This is a genomic window from Kribbella sp. NBC_01245 (assembly GCF_036226525.1).
In the GTDB taxonomy this organism is placed as follows: domain Bacteria; phylum Actinomycetota; class Actinomycetes; order Propionibacteriales; family Kribbellaceae; genus Kribbella.
This window is the reverse complement of the sequence record NZ_CP108487.1, coordinates 469,562-489,991: the sequence shown is the minus strand read 5'-3', so window position 1 is coordinate 489,991 and position 20,430 is coordinate 469,562. Positions and strand designations below refer to the sequence as shown.

The 20,430-nt window shown below is 67.4% G+C and carries 21 protein-coding genes; 11 read left to right on the top strand and 10 right to left on the bottom strand.

Going from position 1 to position 20,430, the window contains the following annotated elements:
• Nucleotides 1-4 precede the first annotated feature (4 nt).
• From OG394_RS02195 to OG394_RS02185, 3 genes are all read left to right on the top strand, one after another.
• On the top strand, nucleotides 5-814 hold the full coding sequence (locus OG394_RS02195) for a phosphotransferase (protein ID WP_328993075.1): 810 nt from the start codon (nucleotides 5-7) through the stop codon (nucleotides 812-814).
• A 115-nt stretch (nucleotides 815-929) separates the two neighbouring features.
• On the top strand, nucleotides 930-4,607 hold the full coding sequence (locus OG394_RS02190) for an outer membrane protein assembly factor BamB family protein (protein WP_328993074.1): 3,678 nt from the start codon (nucleotides 930-932) through the stop codon (nucleotides 4,605-4,607).
• Nucleotides 4,579-6,069, top strand: a complete 1,491-nt coding sequence (locus OG394_RS02185) for a nickel/cobalt transporter (protein WP_328993073.1) — start codon at nucleotides 4,579-4,581, stop codon at nucleotides 6,067-6,069. Before OG394_RS02190 ends, OG394_RS02185 begins: the two co-directional genes overlap by 29 nt.
• 45 nt (nucleotides 6,070-6,114) lie before the next feature.
• Here OG394_RS02185 and OG394_RS02180 read toward each other — a convergent pair whose 3' ends face one another.
• Nucleotides 6,115-6,510, bottom strand: a complete 396-nt coding sequence (locus OG394_RS02180; protein WP_328993071.1) for a VOC family protein — start codon at nucleotides 6,508-6,510, stop codon at nucleotides 6,115-6,117.
• 441 nt (nucleotides 6,511-6,951) lie between these two features.
• On the bottom strand, nucleotides 6,952-7,872 hold the full coding sequence (locus OG394_RS02175; protein ID WP_328993069.1) for a TolB family protein: 921 nt from the start codon (nucleotides 7,870-7,872) through the stop codon (nucleotides 6,952-6,954).
• A 494-nt stretch (nucleotides 7,873-8,366) separates the two neighbouring features.
• Here OG394_RS02175 and OG394_RS02170 point away from each other — a divergent pair, with 494 nt between their 5' ends.
• The 3 genes from OG394_RS02170 (at nucleotide 8,367) to OG394_RS02160 (ending at nucleotide 10,823) form a co-directional block, all read left to right on the top strand.
• Entirely contained in the window at nucleotides 8,367-8,993 is a 627-nt protein-coding gene (locus OG394_RS02170) for an alpha-ketoglutarate-dependent dioxygenase AlkB (RefSeq protein WP_328993068.1), read from the top strand.
• Between the two features lie 538 nt (nucleotides 8,994-9,531).
• Nucleotides 9,532-10,185 carry a helix-turn-helix transcriptional regulator gene (locus OG394_RS02165; protein WP_328993067.1) on the top strand — a complete coding sequence of 218 codons (654 nt, stop codon included), beginning with the start codon at nucleotides 9,532-9,534 and terminating at the stop codon, nucleotides 10,183-10,185.
• A gap of 110 nt (nucleotides 10,186-10,295) precedes the next feature.
• Nucleotides 10,296-10,823 carry a diadenosine tetraphosphate hydrolase gene (locus tag OG394_RS02160; RefSeq protein ID WP_328993066.1) on the top strand — a complete coding sequence of 176 codons (528 nt, stop codon included), beginning with the start codon at nucleotides 10,296-10,298 and terminating at the stop codon, nucleotides 10,821-10,823.
• On the opposite strand, the gene OG394_RS02155 is transcribed toward OG394_RS02160, so the two are convergent.
• The gene (locus OG394_RS02155; RefSeq protein ID WP_328993065.1) at nucleotides 10,770-11,183 is read right to left on the bottom strand and encodes a hypothetical protein; all 414 of its coding nucleotides are present in this window, start codon (nucleotides 11,181-11,183) and stop codon (nucleotides 10,770-10,772) included. The genes OG394_RS02160 and OG394_RS02155 overlap by 54 nt on opposite strands.
• Nucleotides 11,184-11,351: 168 nt before the next feature.
• On the opposite strand from OG394_RS02155, the gene OG394_RS02150 reads away from it, so the two are divergent.
• Entirely contained in the window at nucleotides 11,352-12,125 is a 774-nt protein-coding gene (locus tag OG394_RS02150) for a heparin lyase I family protein (protein WP_328993064.1), read from the top strand.
• A 45-nt stretch (nucleotides 12,126-12,170) separates the two neighbouring features.
• Here the strand turns inward: OG394_RS02150 and OG394_RS02145 are convergent, their stop codons facing one another.
• The 4 genes from OG394_RS02145 to OG394_RS40000 all read right to left on the bottom strand — a co-directional run bounded on the left by OG394_RS02145 (nucleotide 12,171) and on the right by OG394_RS40000 (nucleotide 14,196).
• Nucleotides 12,171-12,323 (bottom strand): hypothetical protein, encoded by a 153-nt coding sequence (locus tag OG394_RS02145; protein WP_328993063.1) that lies wholly within the window; start codon nucleotides 12,321-12,323, stop codon nucleotides 12,171-12,173.
• A gap of 32 nt (nucleotides 12,324-12,355) precedes the next feature.
• Nucleotides 12,356-12,790 (bottom strand): LLM class flavin-dependent oxidoreductase, encoded by a 435-nt coding sequence (locus OG394_RS02140; RefSeq protein WP_328993062.1) that lies wholly within the window; start codon nucleotides 12,788-12,790, stop codon nucleotides 12,356-12,358.
• A gap of 12 nt (nucleotides 12,791-12,802) precedes the next feature.
• Complete coding sequence (locus OG394_RS02135) at nucleotides 12,803-14,020, bottom strand: acyl-CoA dehydrogenase family protein (RefSeq protein ID WP_328993061.1); 1,218 nt, start codon at nucleotides 14,018-14,020, stop codon at nucleotides 12,803-12,805.
• A gap of 104 nt (nucleotides 14,021-14,124) precedes the next feature.
• Nucleotides 14,125-14,196, bottom strand: a complete 72-nt coding sequence (locus OG394_RS40000; protein ID WP_442914294.1) for a putative leader peptide — start codon at nucleotides 14,194-14,196, stop codon at nucleotides 14,125-14,127.
• Nucleotides 14,197-14,363: 167 nt separating this feature from the next.
• On the opposite strand from OG394_RS40000, the gene OG394_RS02130 reads away from it, so the two are divergent.
• Together OG394_RS02130 and OG394_RS02125 are read left to right on the top strand one after the other, a co-directional pair.
• Nucleotides 14,364-15,608 carry an MFS transporter gene (locus tag OG394_RS02130; protein ID WP_328993060.1) on the top strand — a complete coding sequence of 415 codons (1,245 nt, stop codon included), beginning with the start codon at nucleotides 14,364-14,366 and terminating at the stop codon, nucleotides 15,606-15,608.
• Nucleotides 15,608-16,240, top strand: coding sequence for a pyridoxamine 5'-phosphate oxidase family protein (locus tag OG394_RS02125; RefSeq protein ID WP_328993059.1), 633 nt, complete (start codon nucleotides 15,608-15,610; stop codon nucleotides 16,238-16,240). Before OG394_RS02130 ends, OG394_RS02125 begins: the two co-directional genes overlap by 1 nt.
• Here the strand turns inward: OG394_RS02125 and OG394_RS02120 are convergent.
• On the bottom strand, nucleotides 16,213-16,821 hold the full coding sequence (locus tag OG394_RS02120; RefSeq protein ID WP_328993058.1) for a dTMP kinase: 609 nt from the start codon (nucleotides 16,819-16,821) through the stop codon (nucleotides 16,213-16,215). The two genes, OG394_RS02125 and OG394_RS02120, sit on opposite strands and share 28 nt — an antisense overlap.
• A 104-nt stretch (nucleotides 16,822-16,925) precedes the next feature.
• Between OG394_RS02120 and OG394_RS02115 the strand changes: the two genes are divergently transcribed.
• Nucleotides 16,926-18,083 (top strand): sensor histidine kinase, encoded by a 1,158-nt coding sequence (locus tag OG394_RS02115; RefSeq protein WP_328993056.1) that lies wholly within the window; start codon nucleotides 16,926-16,928, stop codon nucleotides 18,081-18,083.
• Here the strand turns inward: OG394_RS02115 and OG394_RS02110 are convergent.
• The gene (locus OG394_RS02110) at nucleotides 18,052-19,266 is read right to left on the bottom strand and encodes an alpha-hydroxy acid oxidase (protein ID WP_328993055.1); all 1,215 of its coding nucleotides are present in this window, start codon (nucleotides 19,264-19,266) and stop codon (nucleotides 18,052-18,054) included. The two genes, OG394_RS02115 and OG394_RS02110, sit on opposite strands and share 32 nt — an antisense overlap.
• Nucleotides 19,267-19,345: 79 nt before the next feature.
• Here OG394_RS02110 and OG394_RS02105 point away from each other — a divergent pair, with 79 nt between their 5' ends.
• Nucleotides 19,346-20,047, top strand: a complete 702-nt coding sequence (locus OG394_RS02105) for a FadR/GntR family transcriptional regulator (RefSeq protein WP_328993054.1) — start codon at nucleotides 19,346-19,348, stop codon at nucleotides 20,045-20,047.
• A gap of 14 nt (nucleotides 20,048-20,061) precedes the next feature.
• Here OG394_RS02105 and OG394_RS02100 read toward each other — a convergent pair whose 3' ends face one another.
• Nucleotides 20,062-20,430 (bottom strand): hypothetical protein, encoded by a 369-nt coding sequence (locus tag OG394_RS02100; protein WP_328993053.1) that lies wholly within the window; start codon nucleotides 20,428-20,430, stop codon nucleotides 20,062-20,064.

Genomic DNA, 20,430 nt, shown 5'->3' with positions numbered 1-20,430 from the left:
CGGGGTGGCGAACAGTACGCATACGATCGAGGTCGACGGGTCCATTGTGCGCAAGCACTACCGCAGCTGGGAACGCGGCGAACCCGACCGCGAGTGGACCACCCTCACCCTCCTGGCCGCCCACGCTCCCGGCCTTTCTCCCCTCCCTTTGCGGCGAACCACCGAGGCGCCTGGGCTGGAGATGACGCGGGTGCCGGGTGAGCCGCTGCTGGCTGCTCGCGGAGCGACCGCGATCGGCGCGCTGTCCTTGGCGATAAGGCGGCTGCACTCGGCCATTCCCCGCCGGATCCTGGATGAACTGCCGCTGCGCATCGGGCATGCCGGCGAGATGCACGACCTGCTCCGCGACCGATTCGCCGTACCTCGCCCGATGCCCGACCCCGACGTACGACGTGCTGTGGAGGACGGTCGTACCTGGCTAGCGAGTCGGGCGCCGGCGCTGCTCGCGACAGCGGACGCGCTGCCGGTGTTCGGTCATGGCGATCCGAATCTGGCGAACTACCACTGGGACGGTGAGCGCGTTCGCGTCCTCGATTTCGAGGAAGCGGGCCGCAGCGACCTGGCCTACGAACTTGCCGACGCCGTCGAGCACCTCGCCGGTCGAACGCACGGCGACTTGGACGAGCCCGCCCTGCTTGCGGAGTTCGACCTGACGTCGGTGGAGCGCGCGCGGCTACACGAAGCCCGTCGCCTCCTGTCCTTGTTCTGGCTGGACATGTTGCTTCCCGGTCGCCCGGCGCACTCCCGCAATCCGCCCGGCACCCTCGAAGCCCAAGCCGCCCGCGTCCTAGCCCTGTTCGACGCGGAGTCTTAGCCTGACTCTGCGCGGTAATGTTCTAACTTGGCTCTCCATGGGCACTAGCGAACGTTTGGTGAACTGTCGATGACCTCAGCCGAGAAGGCCGATCTTCCGGGTTAGCGTCCTCGCCATGAGCCGCCCTCTTCGCCTCGGGCTCGGCCTTGTTGCCGCCCTGGCCTGCCTTCTCGGCCTGTCCGCCGGACCCGCATTCGCCCACCTGACCCGCGAACACGGCGAACTGGTCGTGTCGACCGGTGACGGTGTCAGCAGCGGGAGGCTGGTGCTGCATCGCGATGTCGTCAGCCCGGACCGGGCCGGCGCCTGGGTGACCGAACGGCTCGGCGCCGGCTGCCCGGTCACGGGACACGGCGTCGCCGGGGACGACGGCGGAATCCCGAACGGCGTGGTCGTCGAGCTCGCCTGGAGTTGCCGGGTCGACCAGTTGGACCTGACCGGCCTACTCGCCGACGGTGGCTTGAGCCAGATCGTCGCGGAGTTCGATGGCAGCACCGTGACCGTCGACCCGCGAAATCCGGTGGTCGGCGCCTTCGGGGTACGCCCGCTACCGGCACCGGCCGGCCCCGGCATTCTCGCGCCAATCCTGCTAGCAGCCGCTGTCGTTCTCGCACTCGTCGCCCTGACGATGCTGGTCCGCAAGCGCCAGGCAGTACGTCGGCCGGGCCGACGTACTGCGACCACAGCGGGCCTGGTCGCCGTACTGGCTGCTGCGCTAGTCGCGCCCGGGGTGGCCGCAGCGGCGCCCGGTGACACCTTGGCACTCGTGACTGTTAACCCGCAGGTCGGGCAGACACTGCAGTTCCGCTACATGACAGCGACACCGGCGCCGCTCAATTGGGTCGGCATCTACGCACCGGGCGAGGTGCCGGGACAGGTCTCATCGCGGGTCTGGAGCTACGCGCCGGCCGCCGACGGCACGGTCAACCTGAGCAGTACCGCGCTCGAAGGCGGAACGTGGACCGCCCACTTCCTCGCGAACGACGGCTACCAGGCACTGAGCGACCCGATCACCTTCACGCTCGCACCGGCCGGGCCAGGTCAGAAGGTGACGGTCCAGGGCAGCGTCTTCCGCGACTCCGACCGTGACGGCATCCGTGACGCCGGAGAGCAGGGTCTGCCCGGTGTGTCCGTCACCGATGGTGCGGTGTGGGCGACCAGCGGCGCGAACGGGGCTTACACACTCGAGATCGACGCCGGCCGTCGGGAGACCGACCTGGTCAACATCGTGTCGCCGAACGGGTACACGCCGACCCTGCGCAAGGACTTCGTACCGCAGTACTTCCGCGAGGTGCCGGCCGGCCCGGGCCCACGGACCGGCGTTGACTTTCCACTGGTCCCGGACCAGAACGCGGCCAAGCCGGACGAGACCTGGCTGCTGGTCTCCGATACGGAGGTCGGTAACCGCACCGACGAAGAGGCCAAGCGCGCGCTACCCACCTGGACCGGGCAGGCCGAGGCTCTGTCCGAGGTCGACCGCGCCACGATGACCATCACCACCGGAGACCTCACAGTCACCGATTACGCGGCCGAGCCGAGGCGGCAGGGCGGCTACGACATCCTCCGAAACGGTCTGACGGCCGGCAACCTCGGCCACCCCTACTACCCGGTGATCGGCAACCACGACGTCGGCGGCACCGCGACGTCGACCGGGTACGGCGGCAGCCTCGAGTACTGGCGACGCAACCTCGGTCCCGAGTGGTACTCCTTCGACCGCAACGGCCGGCACGTCGTCGTACTGGAGGACAACTACGACGCCCGCGGCCTGGCTCCGCAGCTGGCGTGGTTGCGGGAGAATCTGCGCCGGCACGCCGTCGGCAAGCAGGTGTTCGTGTTCGCACACCGATCCCTGTTCACCCGCTGGGGACCGGGGGCCGGCATGCAGCCGATCGTCGACGAGCTCGCCAAGTACGACGTACGGATGTTCGCGGCCGGGCACAACCAGCAGGCGGAGTTCCGCCGGGGTGCGTTCAAGCGGTCCGTCGAGGTGAACAACATGGGCACCTACGGCATCGACGCGGCGCGGCCCGACTACAAGATCCTCGACTTCTCCGAGATCACGGACGACCCGCGGACACAGCGCAATGAGGACACCGGGTACGTCACCGGCACCCACCGGCAGTTCGACGTGGACGACGACGTCGCGCTCGTCAGCCCTGCCCAGGACAGCGTCCATCCGGCGAACTCCGCGATCCCGGTAGAGCTGTACGCCGAGGACGACGGCCGGACGCCGGGACGCGCGACACTGGTGGTCCGGGATCGGAAGGGCCGGCAGGTTTGGCATGGCAGCGACCTCCACTTCGGCCGATCCGTCAGTACTGGCGGCATCGTGAACTGCTACACGCCGCCCGGCGGCCAGACCGAGCCGTGCCCGGAGCGGCGAGGTGCCTGGACTCGGGTGAGCACACGGATCGACCGCCTTCCCCCGGGCACCTATACCGCCGAACTCGTTGCCAAGGACACCGCTGGCAAGTCGTGGCCGAAGGCAACCACTTCGTTCGAGGTGGTGCCGCCCGGTCGGTCGGCCCAGCCGGCGAACGGGCAGGACTGGGCTCGCCAGGGTGGTGACGAAGCCGGCCGATCCTCCGCGATCGACGACCCGGGCGCGAAGCTGGATCTGCGCTGGACCGCGCAGACCGGTGAGCAGTTCCACCTGAACGGCGCCGCCATCGTGAACGGCAAGGTCTACGCGGCCTCGCAGGCGTTCGACTCGCCGTACAGCATGGTGCTCTCGTACGACGCTGCCACGGGTAAAGAACTGTGGCGGACGTACCTCGACGGCGATGCCGAGTCGTTCCCGACCGTGCACGGCGGGCTCGTCTACCTCACCACGGGAAACGCGAGGGTGTACGCGCTCGATGCCCGGACCGGCAAGGTCAGCTGGGAGACGATCGACGCGGAGCAGCAGCAACCAGGTGGGACAGTCAGGCGGTACGGGCGAGCCGGTGGACCCGTCAGCGTCTTCGACCTGCCGACGGAGCAACGAGCGGTCGCGGTCTACCACGAGTGGGACGGGGTCAAGTGCCGGGACGCGAAGACCGGCGCCAAGCTGCCTGGAGGATTCAACGCGCCTGCCGGGTGGGGCGAGTTCCATAGCACCGCAGTACGACAGGCCGGCTCGACGACGGCGTACCTGCACTCGGGCTCGAGCCAGTCGCTGATCGGCATGGATCTGCGCACCTGTACGCGCCTGTCCACCGTCGACACCGGCGGCGACATCTTCAGCCAGTCGTCACCGACCTTCACGGACCCGGCCACCGGTGCCGCACAACTGGTCACCTCAACCTGGACCGGGACCCGCGGGCACAACCCAGCCGCCGGCGGCGCGCAACTATGGCACGCCAAGCTGGGCACGAGCGCCACCTGCGAACCGGGGCCGCCACCTGTGACCAGCCCAGCGGTCCGCGGCGGCATCGCGTACGTCGCCAGCCAGGACGGCGTGGTCCGTGCGTACGACACACAGGCAACTGACCCGGCCAAGCCGCTGTGGGAAACGCCGCTCGGGTACCTCCCCGGTGAGAGCCCGATGGACGACCGTTGGCGCGTCGCCGCCGGTTGTAAGGCGGCCGGCCCCGGTTCGCCCGCGATGCACGCGCTCGTCACCGAGACCGTCGTGTACGCCGGGACGTGGGACGGGCGGCTCGTCGTCCTGGACCGGGTGACCGGGAGACTTCTCGCGCAGCACAACCTGGGTGGTGGAGTCGCGTCGGCGCTGTCGGTCAGCGGGGACCGGGTGTTCGCTCTCACCGACGACGGCGTCATCCATGCCCTCGCGGCCCGGCGCGACCGCTGACGTGAGGACGCTCGGTTCCTGGTTGCGGGCGCTCTCTCTGGTCGCCTTGGTCTGCCTCGGGTCTGCGGCTGTTGCGACTGAGGCGGCGGCTCATCCCTTCGGGCCGCCGCCGGTCGCCAAGGTGGTTGCCGACGGCAACCGGGTGGCGGTCACCTGGTCGGCCGCGGACGACGATCTTGTTGCGCTGGGGATCGGGACCGGGGTACTGCCTCGGGGATCGGGCAACGTCGACGATCTGGCTCGTCGGGTGAGCGTGGCTCAGGCTGCGGTCGGATACCTCGGTAAGCATGTTGCCGTTGCCCAGGGCAACCAAGCGTGCACGCTCGCGGGAGTGACCGCGGCTGCGCTCTGGGAGGACGGGGCGCGGCTGGAGTTCAACTGCCCGGCCGTGGTGACCGGGGTGTCGTTGAGGATCACCGCTCTGACGGACATCGACGCGGCGTACCGGACTGTCTCTGTCAGCACTAGCGGTTCGGGAGCACTCCATACAGCTACGGCGCCAACGCAGACGATCGATCTCGGGCTCGCGCTCGCGGGGAAGGCTGCTGGTGAGACGGCCGCGCGTGGGTCGGCCTGGACGACGGATCTGCCGGCGTTGCTCGACGGGCGCGCGGCGCTGCCGCTGATGCTGCTGGTTTCCGCGTTGGTCGGTGCGGCGCACGCGTGCGCACCGGGGCATGGCAAGACGCTCGCCGCCGGGTACCTGGTCGGCGGGCATGGCCGGGCGCGGGACGCAGTGTGGTTGGGGCTGGTCGTCGCGGTCATGCACACGCTGTCGGTCTCGGTACTCGGCGTCGGCTTCTGGATCCTCGCCGATACCGCTCCAGATCTGGCCGCCGTCACCGGCTGGCTCCAACTGGCCGGCTCGCTCCTGGTCGTCGCGGTCGGCCTAACCCTCATCCGCCGCCACCTCCGCAACCGCCAGCCCAACCACAGACATGCGCCTGACCCAGGGCACGGTCACGGGCCTGACCACCGGCAGGGTCACGGACATGGGCCTGACCACGGACACGCGCATGGTCACGGGCCTGACCAGGGGCAGGGTCACGGGCACGGCCAGGGTCAGGGGCACGGGCCTGACCACGGACACGGGCATGGTCACGGGCATGTGGTGCTCGAGCCGGAGGCGTTGCTCACCCGGCGGGGCATCGTCCTGCTCGGCACGTCCGGCGGCCTGCTCCCTTCGCCGTCCGCCTTCCTCGTCCTGGTCGCCGGCCTACTCACCGGCCGAGTCGGTACGGCGGTGCTCATGGTGATCGCGTTCGGCATCGGGATGGCACTCACCCTCTCAAGCGTCGGCCTGGCCGTCCTCCGCGGCCGCGACGCGCTGCTCCGTCGAGCGGCGACCTCGACCCGCCTCCACCGCATGAGCCTGCGCCTCCCACTCGCCGCCGCGGGTCTTGTCGTCACGGGCGGCTCCATCGCCACCGTCTTCGCCGCAGTCCGCGTCATCACCACCTGACGCACCTACCGTCGCCGCGAGTGCCGCGTGGTTCGCGGTCTCCGGTCAGGGGTGGCGGGAGGCGAGGACGCAGAACTCGTTGCCCTCTGGGTCGGCGAGGCAGACCCAGCTTTCATCGCCGGTTTGGCCGACGTCGGCGTGTCGAGCGCCTAGGTCGAGCAGGCGACGGACCTCTTCGTCTTGGTCCCGATCGGTTGGGTTGACGTCGAGGTGGAGCCTGTTCTTGATGGTCTTGCCTTCGGGCACGCGCGCGAATGTCAACGTGGGTGGCACCGGGCCGACGCGGTTCCTGCCTTCAGGCACCAGAGGGGAGCCAATGATGACAACTCCGTCGTCCTCGTCTTCGTCTTGCACCTCGTAGCCAAGGACCGAGCACCAGAACCGGGCGAGACCACTGGGATCGGCACAGTCGATCGCAAGCTCGGTGAACTTACTGGCCACGTCAGGACCTCCAGTCAAGTAGCGGGTCCGCCAACGCCAACACCCTAATCGCGCCGCTGATCCCCTGCCGGAGATTCCGAGTCCACCGGGAACTATGGGAACATGTGTTCCCTTGAGCTAAGGATGTCATCTTGGCGCGTTGACCTGGGGGTTTGCGCCGTGGACGGTGTCCGTGACGTGGCCGAGCTGGACCCGTAGCTTCCGGTTCACAATGCCCGTCCGCAATACGGATACCCGCGCCGTGGCTCTAACGTGGCTGGGGCGGCAGAGACGTTGCCGAGACGGCGCCTGGGTAGGTTGGAGCGGTTCCGCTGGTGAACCGCAGAGAGGAGCTGGCCACGTCCGCAGGCCGCCCATGGCCCTCAGCGACCGCGCCGCCTGAACTAGCGCCAGCGAGAGCGGAAGAGGGAGCCGCCGCAAGGCTCGCTCCCTCTCTGTTCCTCAGCCTGTGTGCCGCTCCGCCGGACCCCAGTCGATGAACCGGGGAACAATCGTCGACGACGCAAAGAGTGCGTGGAGGTCAGTCCCGTCGGGGCGGATGCGGTACATCGTGGGTTCCAGACCGGGGCCCTCGAGCCTGAAGACGATCCACTGTCCGTCCGGGGAATAGCCGCCCACGTTGGCGCGGTATCCAGCCGGGTAGTGCGTCAGGTATGTCCAGTCGCTGCCGTCGGGCCGGACCGTCAAGATGTTGACGGCTTCGTCGGGTGCCGGATCGGAGTTGTCACTGACAACCAGGTGCTGGCCGTCCGGCGCCCAGTCGTGCTTGTAGGTGACCGAGATCGACGGCGAGACCTGAACGATGCCGCTGCCGTCGATGTTCGCGACGAACAAGGCGCCATCAGGCTGGCCCTTGAAACTGATCTTCCGGCCGTCAGGCGAGACGTTCGGATCGGGCCCACCCGCGTCGGTGATGAACCGCTGGTCGGACCCGTCAGTCTTCATGCTCCAAATCTGTTCTGCCTCGAGTGCAAAGTCGAAGCGGGTGTAGACGAGTCGTGCCCCGTCCGGCGTGAAGCTCGGATCGCTCAGACACAGACCGGGATCGGATGCAACCTCGTGGAGGTTGCCGCCATCTACGTCCATCAGGGCGATCGCACACTCGTTAAGCGTGAACGCGATCCGGCGCCCGTCGGGTGACCAGTCCGGCAGGGCCGCGACCCCGTCGACGTGGGTGATCTGGCGAAGCTTGCGCCCGTTCGATCGGACGGTGAAGATCTGTGGCCCGGTATCACCGATGTTGGCCTGGAAAGCGATCAGGCCGTTCCGGCCAGGGGCGGTGGCAGCCGCGTCTGGCGCGAGTGCGAGTGCCACGAGGACCACGGTCGCAAGGACCGCGGTTCGACGACTTGTTCGGTTCACGGAATCCCCCTCGAGTCAGCCGAGGAGGGAGGCCATGGCCTCGGCGCAGCAAGATGACCGGGATCACCATTCTTCACGGCGCGACCTCCCCCTCTGGGGTGAGCCGGGTTTCGCCAGTGCTCGACGCGGCCCATCGCACATCCCCCAATCAGCAATTGAGAGAGATGGGCAATGCCGGCGCAACCCCCCTTCACGCCACCCCTGCGAAGCAGTCTGGACCTTCGTTCCCGCCGACGACAAGGGGCTGGTCCGTGAGTTGAAGTGCGGAGGGTGTGGCAGATGCCGCCGTGGATGACTGGTCCGGCCCCTCTCGCCGCATACGTCGACGCATTGAACTGACAGACCCATTGCCGCCTCCCGAGCGTGAACGACACTCCAGATAACGACGGACCTCACCACAGAGCATGGGCCGATCCGGCCACGTCGGCTACATCAAAGACACGATACGACGAGCTCAAGGGAACATGTGTTCGATCTCGGGTACGCTAATCGGCATGACCGCGCTTCAGGCATCGCTATTCGATCAGGTCGATCAGCCTGCGCTCGGAGCGTTGACCGGCTTGCGTCGCACACCCTTGTCGCGCGGAGCCTGGGTCGACGTTCTGCCGGGTTGGCTGAGCGGCGCTGACCTATTGTTCGAGCGACTGGTGACGGACGTTCCCTGGCGGGAAGAGCGTCGGCAGATGTACGACCGGGTGGTCGACGTACCGCGCCTGCTCTGCTTCTACGACGAGGGTTCACCGTTGCCCGACCCCGTGCTCACTGAGGCCAAGGCCGCGTTGAGCGCGCACTATGCCGACGAATTGGGTGAGCCGTTCCGGACCGCCGGGCTGTGCTATTACCGCGATGGGCGAGACAGCGTGGCGTGGCACGGCGACAACCTCGGCCGCGGCAACACCGTCGACACGATGGTCGCGATCCTCTCAGTCGGCGCACCCCGCGCGCTCCTGCTCCGACCCCGCGGCGGTGGCGGCGAGACCATCCGGCACCAACTGGGGCACGGAGACCTGATCGTCATGGGCGGCTCCTGCCAACGCACCTGGGAGCACGCCATCCCCAAGACCACCAAGTACGTCGGCCCACGAATCAGCATCCAATTCCGCCCCCGCGGCGTCCGCTGACCCGATAACCGCCCGCGGCGTCCGCTGACCCGACAGCCGCCCCGCCGCGGCATCCGCCGACCTAATAGCAGCCCCCGCGGCGTCCGCCGACCCGATAGCAGCCCCCGCGGCGTCCGCTGACCCCCACCACCCCGCGGCGTCCGCTGCCCCAATCCCCCACCGCCCAGCAGCATCCGCTGACCCAACCCCCACCACCCAGCGGCATCCGCTGACCCAACCCCCACCACCCAGCGGCATCCGCTGACTGACTCAGCCCCCGCCCGTCACCGGCGACCGCGAACCCTGCGCTCTGGACGTTTGCGGACCCCGTCGGTTGGCCGTCGCTGACCACCACGCTGGCCCGAGCACCGCGGGTAGCGGACCCGCCGGCCGGCCGCTGCGAACCACCTCGCTGACCCGAGTACCGCGGGTAGGCGGGCGGTCGGATGGCACAGGTGGTGGGGCTGTGACCGGCCGTGTCATCAAAATGTCATCGCGGCAACGGAGTGTGGGGCGTGAACGGTCCTTTGACGCGATAACGCTCCCTGGGGGTGCCTTGATGAACAGGCTCTTGACGATCGTGGACCAGCCTGACCAGATCCACCGGATGCCTGCGACCGACGGCGTACACGCGCTCGTCGCGAATGCGCGGCACGAGGTGATTGCCCTCAGCACGTTGTCGGGTGACGGCGGGTTCCGCCACGGGACGCCGACGCGGCAAGGGCTGCGCTACCGGGCGGTCTTCCCCGACAGCGCCCGAACCGCGCACACCTTAGGTAGAAGGCTGAGCATGCTCGCGATGAACGGCGTCGACGTACGGACGACTCCGACCGTCCCGATGGACGCGCTGGTCATCGACGGTTCGATCGCCGTACTGCCGGCTGACTCGTCGGCCAACAGCGTCGTCGTACTCCGCCTGCCCAGTGTTGTGACGACTACCACCGAACTGTTCGAGCGCATCTGGCCGACCGCCGTACCGTTCGCGGCCGGCGAACTGCCCATGGACGCCGACATCACCGGTCGCGAGCGCGACATGCTCCGCCTGCTGGCACTGGGAGCGACGGATGAGGTCGTGGCGACGCAGCTCGGCATTTCCGTTCGCACCGTACGGCGAATGGTGGCGCAGCTGATGAACCGGCTCGGCGCACGCAGCCGGTTCCAGGCCGGCGTGAAGGCAGCCGACCGAGGCTGGCTCCTCGACGAGGCAAGCTGATCCGCCCACCACCCCAACACCGCCCGACCAACCGTCCGCCCCCGTCCGCCCGACCAACCGTCCGCCCGTCCGTCCGTCCGTACGGTCGTCCGTCCGACTAACCTGGCCCGATGACCGACTGGCGAGCCGACCGTATCGGCGCAGCGCTGCGCGGCGAGAACCCGACAGTACTCGCGCGCCTCGCGACCGGTTTTGCCGTGATCGGCGACAGCCAGCACCTCCCGGGCTACTGCGTCTTCCTCTCCGACAACCCCGCCGAGGATCGCCTGGCTGACCTGCCGCGGAGTCGACGGCTCGCCTTTCTAGCCGACGTCGATCTCGTTGGCGAAGCCGTCCAGCGCGTCTGCCAGCGCCGCGATCCCCAGTTCCGCCGGGTCAACTACGCCGTACTCGGCAATCTCGACACCTACCTCCACGCACACATCCACGCGCGCTACGACTGGGAACCGGCCGAGTACGTCAACGGGCCAGAGACCAGCTATCCAAGGTCCTCTCGCAATAACCCCACCACCCTCCTAGGTCCGCAACATGACGATCTACGCCGGCAACTCATCACAGAGCTGACCGACCTCCGTGGGCATTACTCAGGGCATCCCGTTGAGGATCCCATCCGGAACGGCGACGTAGAAGCCGAGTAGACGCGTCTGCACTCGCTCACACGCGTCACGGACTCCCGCCATCCACTCCAGGTCGACCGCGGTAACACGCGGCAGACCTCGCCGGCCGAGCGCCGCCACCACGCTGCCGCCCGGCAACCGCTGACCGACCATCGCGAGAATCGGCACCAGCCGCTCCCGGCAATCCTCCGGCTGGCCGACATCGACGTCGTCGAACACCATCGGCAAAGCCACGCGATTCTGCTCGTCGCAAAAGAGCAGGTAGAGCGCGCCGCAGTGCCGACTCTGCTCGGACACGAACAGGTCGACCACGTCGGCCATCACATGCGGGTCCGACACCGGCCGGTCCCGCCAACCCTCTGACAGATCCTGAAATCCCATGCAGGGAAGATGCACGCGTTATGAGCCCAAATCCGCGTTATCCACAGGTCAATTTCACCGATCGCCCGCCACTGCCCATTGACACCCACACGACTCGGCGACTATTAGTAAGACCGTTTTCCAATCCCTGCGGCGACGTCCACCCTCCAAAGCACGAAGGAGAAACCCATGGCCCTGAGCCGCAGATCCCTCCTGCTCGGCAGCGCCGCCGCGCTCCCCCTGAGCCTTACCGGCACGCTCCCGGCAACCGCCGCCGGCTGGAACCTGAAGTGGAATCCGACCCCCAGCAGCACCGGCCTGCGTGCATTCGAAGGCATCGAGGACGACCGCGCCGACTCACACCCGAGCGCCACGCATATCTACGTGAGCGGCGACAGCTACCGCTTCGACATGCACACGCAGGACCGCGACACCTCAACCGACCGGCAACGCAACGAAGTCCGCGGCATGCGCCAGAGCGGCAACGTGGTGGACATCTTCAACGGCCAGACCTGGCGAATCACCTACTCGATGTACATCCCCACGAGCCTCAAGGCCACGACGACCTTCACCCACATCATGCAGACCAAGATGCCGGGCCTCGGTTCCGCGCCTGTCACGGTGATGTCGTTGCGGCGCCACGGCAGCGTGCCGAAGATCGAGTTCAAGGTCACTGAGGGCAATGTCCTGGTCGGAGCCGTCGACCTTGCCCCGCTGCAGAACCGCTGGATCGATACCGAGGTCGAGATCAAGGCCGGCGATGGCTCCAACGGCCGGTTGCGCTGGGTGGTGCGCAACGGCGGCACGACCGTCATCGACACCACGAAGACCGGCGTCGACACCTGGCTCGGCGACCGGCTCCGGCCCAAGTGGGGCATCTACCGGTCGCTCGGCGACACCTCCGGCTCGTTGCAGAACTGCCACCTACTGCTCCGCAATCTGAAGGCCTACAAGTACGAGTGAGCCCCGGGCTGGGTGGCACCTGAGACCACCCAGCCCGACGCCTCATCAGACCCCTGCCAGCTCCGCCCCGGTGCCGGCAGGGGACGCTTCGAGTTCGCGCACGAGCGGCAGCACCTTCGCGCCGAAGTACTCGATCTCCTCCTGGAAGTGCAGGAAACCACCGAGGATCAGGTCGACTCCGCAGTGCCGATAGGCCACGATTCGCTCGGCGATCTGCTCGGGCGTGCCGATCAGCTGCCGCCCTGGAAGAGCTCAGGAACCACAACCGGCTTGGGCTTCAAGGTGAAGTTGCGGATCCGGTAGAAGTCCCCGGCAAACTCCACGTCGTCCTCTGTCCACAGCCGGCGCAGCACCTGCAGGAACTCGGCAGACCTCCGGTAGCGCTCGTCGTGCTCGAGCCACGGCTCACCAAGTGCGGTGAACTCCCCCTCGAACCAGCCGCTGACCACGTTCACCGCGAACCTGCCGTTGGACAGGTGGTCCGCCGTGGCACCGAGCTTCGCGAGTACGCCGGGTTGCCAGAGGCCGGGATGGACCGCAGCGATCACCTTGAGCCGCTCAGTCGCCAGCAGCAGAGCGAGGCTGAAGCTGGTCGACTCGTACTGGAACTCGGCGCCGTAGCTGGCGGTGTAGCGGACCTGGTCGGACACTCTTTCGGTGGTCATCGGCCGTACCTCTCAGGAGTACCAGGTGGGCTCGGGCAGTTCGCCGGTCAGGAGGTGCCGGCCGACCTCACGCCGCTTATAGGCCACAGGGTCGTGCAGCGTGTGCGTACGCACGTTCCGCCAGAACCGGTCGAGACCTTCCTTACTGGCCGTCGCCCGCGCACCCGTGACCTCGAAGATCCGGCTGGTCACCTCCAACGCCACCTCGGTCGCCCGCGCCTTCAACGCGGCAACGCGCACCTCGTGCTCTCCGCGTTGTTCCGCGGTGACCTCCCACGCGTTCTCGTGAATTCGCTGCCCCTCGAGTGCGACCGCATCCGCAAGCGCCTCGGCGGCCCAGAGCTTGGCCTGTAAATCGCCGTAGATATCGATCACATAAGGCTCGTCCACGGCATTCTCATAACCACCGTGCAACCAGGACCGGCTTTTCTCGCGCGTGTAGGTGATCGCTGTTTCCAGCGCACCACGGGCGATCCCCAGATAGAAATTGACGAATACCAGCTGGATTGTCGGGACATTCAACGTGTTATAAACCCGGGGCTGGAAGGTCTTGCCGACAAAACCAGCCGCCTGATCCCAGCCAACGCGGACGTGGTTGAGGCTGACGCTGCCACTCTCGGTCAGCCGCTGACCGAGGTTGTCCCAGTCGTCGTGGAAGTTCAGGCCTTCGATATCCGACGGCACGATCGCGAAAACGTGCGTGTCACTGCCGAGCAGAGTGCCCTCCAGCACGGTCACGTCCGAGACCTTGCTGCCAGTCGAGAAGCTCTTCCGCCCGTTGAACACGATGGTGTCGCCCTCGTCGGTGACGATCACGTCCTCGTCGCGCGGATTGACCGCACCGCCGAAAAACCACTTGTTCTTGGTGGCCTCCGCCTCCACATGAGCGATCTGCTCGCGGGTGCCGACCAGGCGGGCCGCCCAGAACCAGAGCAGGTGGTACCCGAGCAGCTGGCCGATCGACCCGTCGGCCGCCGCGACCGTACGGATCACCTGGTACGCCGTGGGCCAGGTCTGCCCGCCGCCGCCGTGTTCGGCCGGGCCGAGCAACGTGACCAGGCCGGACTCCTTCAGCAGGCGCACCTCCTCGAACGGCGTAGCGCCGGCGCGATCCCGCTCGGCGGCGTCAACGGCGAGAATGGCGGCCACCTCGGCCGCCCGCTGAATCCATTCCTCAGAAGTTTTTGGTTTGACCGGCGTAAGGGCAGGACGATGCGAAACAGTGGTCATGGAAATTCCTCGTTCCAAAAGAGAGATCGTGCGATCGGAAAGGACGCACAGGGGATCAGCGCCAGGCGGTCAGGCCGTGGCGATCAACGGGAAACGAGGCGGATTTAACACGCCTGGGACGCGACACGCAGCAAATCGATATGGCGGCGCTGCACCAAGATCAATTCGGCGGTCATGAGGTCAATGTCAACAGGCGCACTAGACATTCGTCAACCGTCTCTCCGCGCTTCTCACCATTCGGTCAGGCCGGATCCAAGTGGCCCATGCGAATGAGGCCAAAGTGGATCTCCCAGCTGGGCCGATCGATCAATAGGCTCAAAGCACCGAGCTCAAGGGAGACGAGATGACCACCACCGCAGTACGCCGAACCGCAGGCCTTCTGCCGCCCGCCGGCCATGCTCGGGGCCTAGCCCTGGCCCAGCTGGCGAACGCCATCGGCGACGGCGCCTTCCTCGTCACCTCGGCCCTCTTCTTCACCCGCGTGGTCGGTCTGAGCGCGGGCCAGGTCGGACTAGGCCTGACGATCGCCTGGGCCGTCGGATTCCTCGCCGGCGTACCCCTCGGGCACCTGGCCGACCGACGAGGCCCACGCGGTACGGCGATCCTCCTGGCCGTCTTGACCGCTACAGCCGTCGGGTCATTCCTCTTCGTCCGGTCGTTCCCGCTATTCGTAGCAGCCGCCATCGTCTACGCAACAGCTCAGACAGGTTTGGCCGCCGCGAGGCAGGCGCTACTCGCAGGACTGGTTGACGCGGCTGAGCGAACCACTGTTCGCGCGTACCTCCAGTCGACGGTCAACGCCGGTCTAGCGATCGGCGCCGGCATAGGCGGTTTGGCGCTCACCGTCGACACCTCCGCGGCGTACTTGGTTGTGTTCGCACTGGACGGTCTGAGCTTCCTGATCGCCGCAATCGCGTTGCACCGGCTTCCGGCCGTCGCAGCCGCTACCACCCGCACCGCCGGGCCGAAGCTCGCAGTGCTGCGGGACAAGCCTTACGCCGTACTGACGCTGCTCAACGCGATCATGCTGCTCTACATGCCGCTCCTGAGCCTGGTGCTGCCGTTGTGGATCGTCACCCAGACCGACGCGCCTGGTTGGACTATGGCCGCGCTACTGGTGCTCAACACGATGACTGTCACCTTCTTCCAGGTGAAGGTGGCCCGGCGCGTCACTGACCTTCGGACCGCCTCCAAGTCAGTAAGGAACGCCGGACTGGCCATGCTCCTCGCCTGCGCGGTATTCGCACTATCGGCAACCGGATTGTCCACGGAGTCGGCCGTACTGGTACTCGGTCTCGGCGCGGCTCTACTCGTCTTTGGCGAGATGATGCTGGCGTCGGGCTCCTGGGAGATCAGCTTCGCTCTGGCGCCTGCGGACAAGCAGGGTCAGTACCAGGGCTTCTTCGGAAGTGGGCCGGCTATCGCCAGGATGCTAGGCCCGGTTTTGCTCACCACGATGATCCTCGGCTGGGGTCCGATCGGCTGGCTGCTGGTCGGTGCGCTCTTCCTAGGTACCAGTTGCCTGACTGGTCCCGCCGTACGATGGGCAGCACGGAGTTCCTTGCCTACAAAGGAGTATGCGCACTGATGGAGATTCCTGGACTGGTCGAGATCACTACCCAAGAAGAGCTGCGGGAGATCGTTCCGCCACCCCTGAAGCGCACTGCCGAGAAGGCCCGCTCCGCGCTCCACGAGCTCGACCGCCAGTGGCTCGCCGCGTCGCCGTTCTGCCTGATCGCGACCTCCGATGCGGACGGCAACTGCGACGTCTCCCCCAAGGGCGATCCGGCCGGCCTGGCCGTCGTACTGGACGACCGCACGATCGCGCTGCCTGAGCGACCGGGCAATCGGCGGATGGACGGCTTCCGCAACATCCTGTCCAACCCGCACGTCGGGCTGATCTTCGTCCTGCCCGGCCGCGGCGACACGCTCCGCATCAACGGGCGCGCCCGCCTCGTGAAGGACGCACCCTTCTTCGACGAGATGATCGTGAAGGGCCATCGGCCGCAGCTGGCCTTGCTGGTCGAGATCGACGAGATCTTCCACCACTGCTCGAAGGCGTTCCTCCGCTCCAGCTTGTGGAAGCCGGAGACCTGGAACCTCGACGCCGTGCCGAGCCGCCCGCGCATCGCCAAGGCCCTCGAGCGGCAAGAGGACGACCTCGCCACCCTCGAGGAGTACTACGGCCCCAGCTACGCCAACGGCCTGTACGCGTCCTGAACCAAATTCACCACCTCGGCCAGGACTTCGTCGGGACCCGCATCCGCGTCGATCACGACGAAGTCCGGCCATTCCGGCAGCGACCGGTAGGCCTGGTCGGAGGCCATCAAGTACTCGAGCTCCTCGGAGTCGGTACCCCGCAGCGCCACCCGACGCTGGGCGATCTCGGGTGAGACCGCCAGGAAGAACACGAGATCCGGCTTCGGGAACAGCCCGAACAGCGCGCGGATGAATCGCTCACCAGATTGCCGCCTGGCACGCACGACCGCGAACTGGCAGTACACATAGCGATCGAGCACGGCGATCCGCCCGGTCAGAGCGGACTTGATCAAGGCGTAGCTGATCACGGCGAAGCGGATGGTCGATTCGATCGCGAGATAGACGAACCGGCCGAAGAGATCGATGGCGTCGCGGCGACCGAGGCGAACCGCCAGCCGATTCAGTGTCGGTCGGCCACTGGGAGCCTGCAGATAGGCGGCCGGTCGGCCGGCTGCGGTGAGTTGGTCGGCGAGGGCATGGGCGAGCGTGGTCTTGCCTGATCCGTCGATCCCGATCATGGCGATACGTAATTGGCGGGTCATGCGTTTCTACAGTATCCAACGCCTGGTAATACTCCCCAGGGCGCAGTCGCGGATACGCCGTGGCGGCGATGACTTTTGTCGGCGTCGGCCTCTACGGTTCATACGTGACCAGTTCTGAGCCCACCTCCACCCGGCGGCGGCTGCGCCGATTGTGGCTGCCGCTTGCGATCGGCTTGGTTCAGGTCGCCGGCTCGTACGGCGCCTACCGAGGCCAGCTCGAGCGGCGTGAGCCCGATGCGCTGATGGTGGTGCTCGCGCTGATCGGGCCGATCGCGCTGTACTGGCTGCGCCAGCGGCCGGTCCTCGTCTTGACCGCGACAACGATCTCGACGCTGACGTTCATGCTGCTGCAGTATCCGTATGGTCCGGTCATCCTGAGCTTCGTCATATCCGTCTTCTCGGCCGTGATCGCGGGGCACCGGCTGGCGGGTTGGGTCGCCGCGGCCGCGCTGTATTTCGGGCACGTCCTCGGGCGGATAGCACTCGGCATCAACGAGGACGGGATCTATCAGAGTCTCGCGGTCGGCGCCTGGTTCGTGGTGATGGTCATCGTCGCCGAACTGGTGCGAAACGGCCGCGAGCGTTCCGCCGCGGTCGCGCGGACCCGAAAACAGGAAGAGCTGCGACGCGCGGGCGAGGAGCGGCTGCGGATCGCGCAGGAGTTGCACGACGTGGTGGCTCACCACATCTCGCTGATCAACGTGCAGGCCGGGGTCGCGCTGCACCTGGTCGACCGGCAACCCGAGCAAGCCGGGACGGCGCTGGCCGCGATCAAGGAGGCCAGCAAGGAGGCCTTGGTCGAGTTGCGCTCCATCGTCGGCGTGCTGCGTCAGTCCGACGAGTCTGCTCCTCGACAGCCCGTGCCCGGACTCGAGCGCCTCGAGCACCTGCTCAGCCGGACATCCGGGGCCGGGTTGGAGGTCTACAAGACCAGCGCCGGTCTGCCGCATGCACTCCCGACGAGCGTGGACCGGGCGGCCTTCCGGATCATCCAGGAATCGCTGACCAACGTGGTTCGGCACAGCGGCGCGACCAAGGTGGGCGTCCACCTCCAGTACGGCGGAACGTTCTTCGAGCTGTGGGTGGACGACGACGGCAACGGCGTACCGGAAACAGTTGTCGAGGGCAACGGCCTGGTCGGCATGCGCGAACGTGCGACCGCCCTCGGCGGCACGATGACCACCACCCGGTCGCCCAGCGGCGGCTTCCGGGTGACGGCCCACTTCCCCCTCAGTGCGGAAGACGAACGTGATCCGGATTGAGGTCCGACACCTGACGAACGCCTAGCAGCGCCATCGTGCGACGGATTTCCGTGCTCAGGATGTCCGCCGCCCGCTGCACGCCACGCTCTCCCCCGGCCATCAGGCCATAGAGGTACGCGCGACCGACCAGGCACGCGTCGGCACCAAGCGCGAGCGCCGCAACGATGTCGGCGCCACTCATGATGCCCGTGTCCAGATAGACCTCGGCCTTGTCGCCAACGGCCTTGGACACCTCGGGCAGGATGCGCAGCGGCGTTGGCGCCCGGTCGAGCTGGCGGCCGCCATGGTTCGACAACACGATCGCGTCTGCGCCGGCATCGACCACGCGGCGAGCGTCGTCCGCGGTCTGGATACCCTTCACGATCAGCGGTCCTGACCAGATCGAACGCAACCAGGCCAGGTCGTCGATCGTCATGGTCGGGTCGAACAGCTTGTCCAGCAACTCCGCGACCGTGCCGTTCCAGTTCGAGAGTGACGCGAACGTGAGTGGCTTGGTGGTCAGCAGGTTCATCCACCACGCCGGATGCGACGCCGCGTCCAGAACCGTCTTGGCCGTCAGCGAAGGCGGGATCGTGAACCCGTTCCGTACGTCGCGCAACCGCGCGCCCGCGACCGGCACGTCGACCGTCAGCATCAACGCCTCGTACCCGGCAGAGGCCGCGCGCTTCACCAGGTCCTCGCCGGAATCGCGGTCTTTCCAGACGTACAGCTGGAACCACTTGCGCGCGTTCGGCGCGGCGGCCGCGACGTCCTCGATCGAGGTGGTGCCCATCGTGGACAACGCGTACGGGATGCCGACCCGGTCCGCCACCCGCACGACCGCGCTCTCGCCCTCGTGGTTCATCATCCGGGTGAACCCGGTCGGCGCGAACGCGAACGGCTGTGCGGAACGCTCGCCCAGCATCGTCGTACTGGTGTCGACATCGGACACGTCACGCAGGATCGACGGCCGCAACTCCATCTCGGCGAACAACTGGCGGGCCCGGCCCAGGCTGATCTCGCCCTCGGCCGCGCCGTCGGTGTAGTCGAAGACCGAGCGCGGCGTACGGCGCTTGGCGATCGCGCGCAGATCCGCGATCGTCAGCGCCTTGCCCAGGCGGCGCTCGGTCGCATCGAGCGTGAGCGGTTTGGGCCGGAGCAAGGGCTTGAGCTCGGACCAGCGGGGAATCTGGCGGTCGGTCATGGCGCACTCTCCGAATCGAATCCTGTGGTCTGACCACACTCTAAGCCCTGTGGTCTGACCACACCACTAGAGTGTCCACATGAAGAACTACGAGCTCGTCCTCAGCCATGTCGAGGCCGATCTCGCCGCGGGCCGTCTGCGCCTGGGTGGCCGCCTCCCGGGTGAGCGCGCGCTGGCCGAGCAGCTCGGAATCAGCCGGCCATCGGTCCGCGAGGCCATCCGGGTACTGGAGGCGCTCGGCGTGATCCGAACGGCCGTCGGCTCCGGCCCGGATGCCGGTGCCGTCATCGTGGCGGATCCGAGCTCGCCGATGACCTCCCTCCTGCGCCTGCACCTCGCCACAAACCACCTCCCGATCCGCGACATCGTCCAGACCCGCGTATTGCTCGAGTCCTGGGCCGCCCGCGAAGCCGCCACCCGGACCGGCACCTCCGAGGTGCTGGCAGGCCTGACGCAGGCCGAGACCCTGCTGGACACGATGGACGACCTGTCGATCTCGCCGGAGGACTTCCATCTCCTGGACGCCGAGTTCCACGTCGCGCTGTCCGGCCTCGCGGGCAACATCCTGATCGCCGCCGTGATGGCCTCGCTGCGATCGGCAATCCACGGGTACGTCCTGGCCGCCGTCCCGAACCTGCCCGACTGGGAAGCGACCGCCGTCGGCCTCCGGGCCGAACACCGCGCCATCATCGCCGCCATCCGCGCCGGCGACCCAACCCTCGCCGCGACCGAAGTCATTAACCACATCGAAGGCTTCTACCGCGCCGCCCGCCTCGGCTGACCTCAACGGTCGTTCTAGGTCGGATCGTTGTAGCGCGAAGCCGAGTAGCGAACCCGCCAGCCTTCGGAGTCGATCAGCCAGCCGACGAGCTCACCGCTGCCGCCGAGCTCCTCCCACGAACCGTCGGCTCGCTGCCAGCCAAGGGGCAGCGAGCCGGTGTCGGCGGCGTGCAGGAGACGGGCCAGGACCAGGTCGACGATGTCCGGGATCAGCTCCTGCACGGTCCGCCGAGTGTCCGCATCGGCCAGCAGCGAGCGCCAGCGTTTGCCCTCGGGCCCGCCCATTCGGCGGGCCGCGAGGGCGTCGAGGTCGGCGATGGCCTCGTCGCGCACCGACGTCATCAGCTGCTGGCCGAAGCGGTCCAGCTGAGCCGGGTCGTCCAT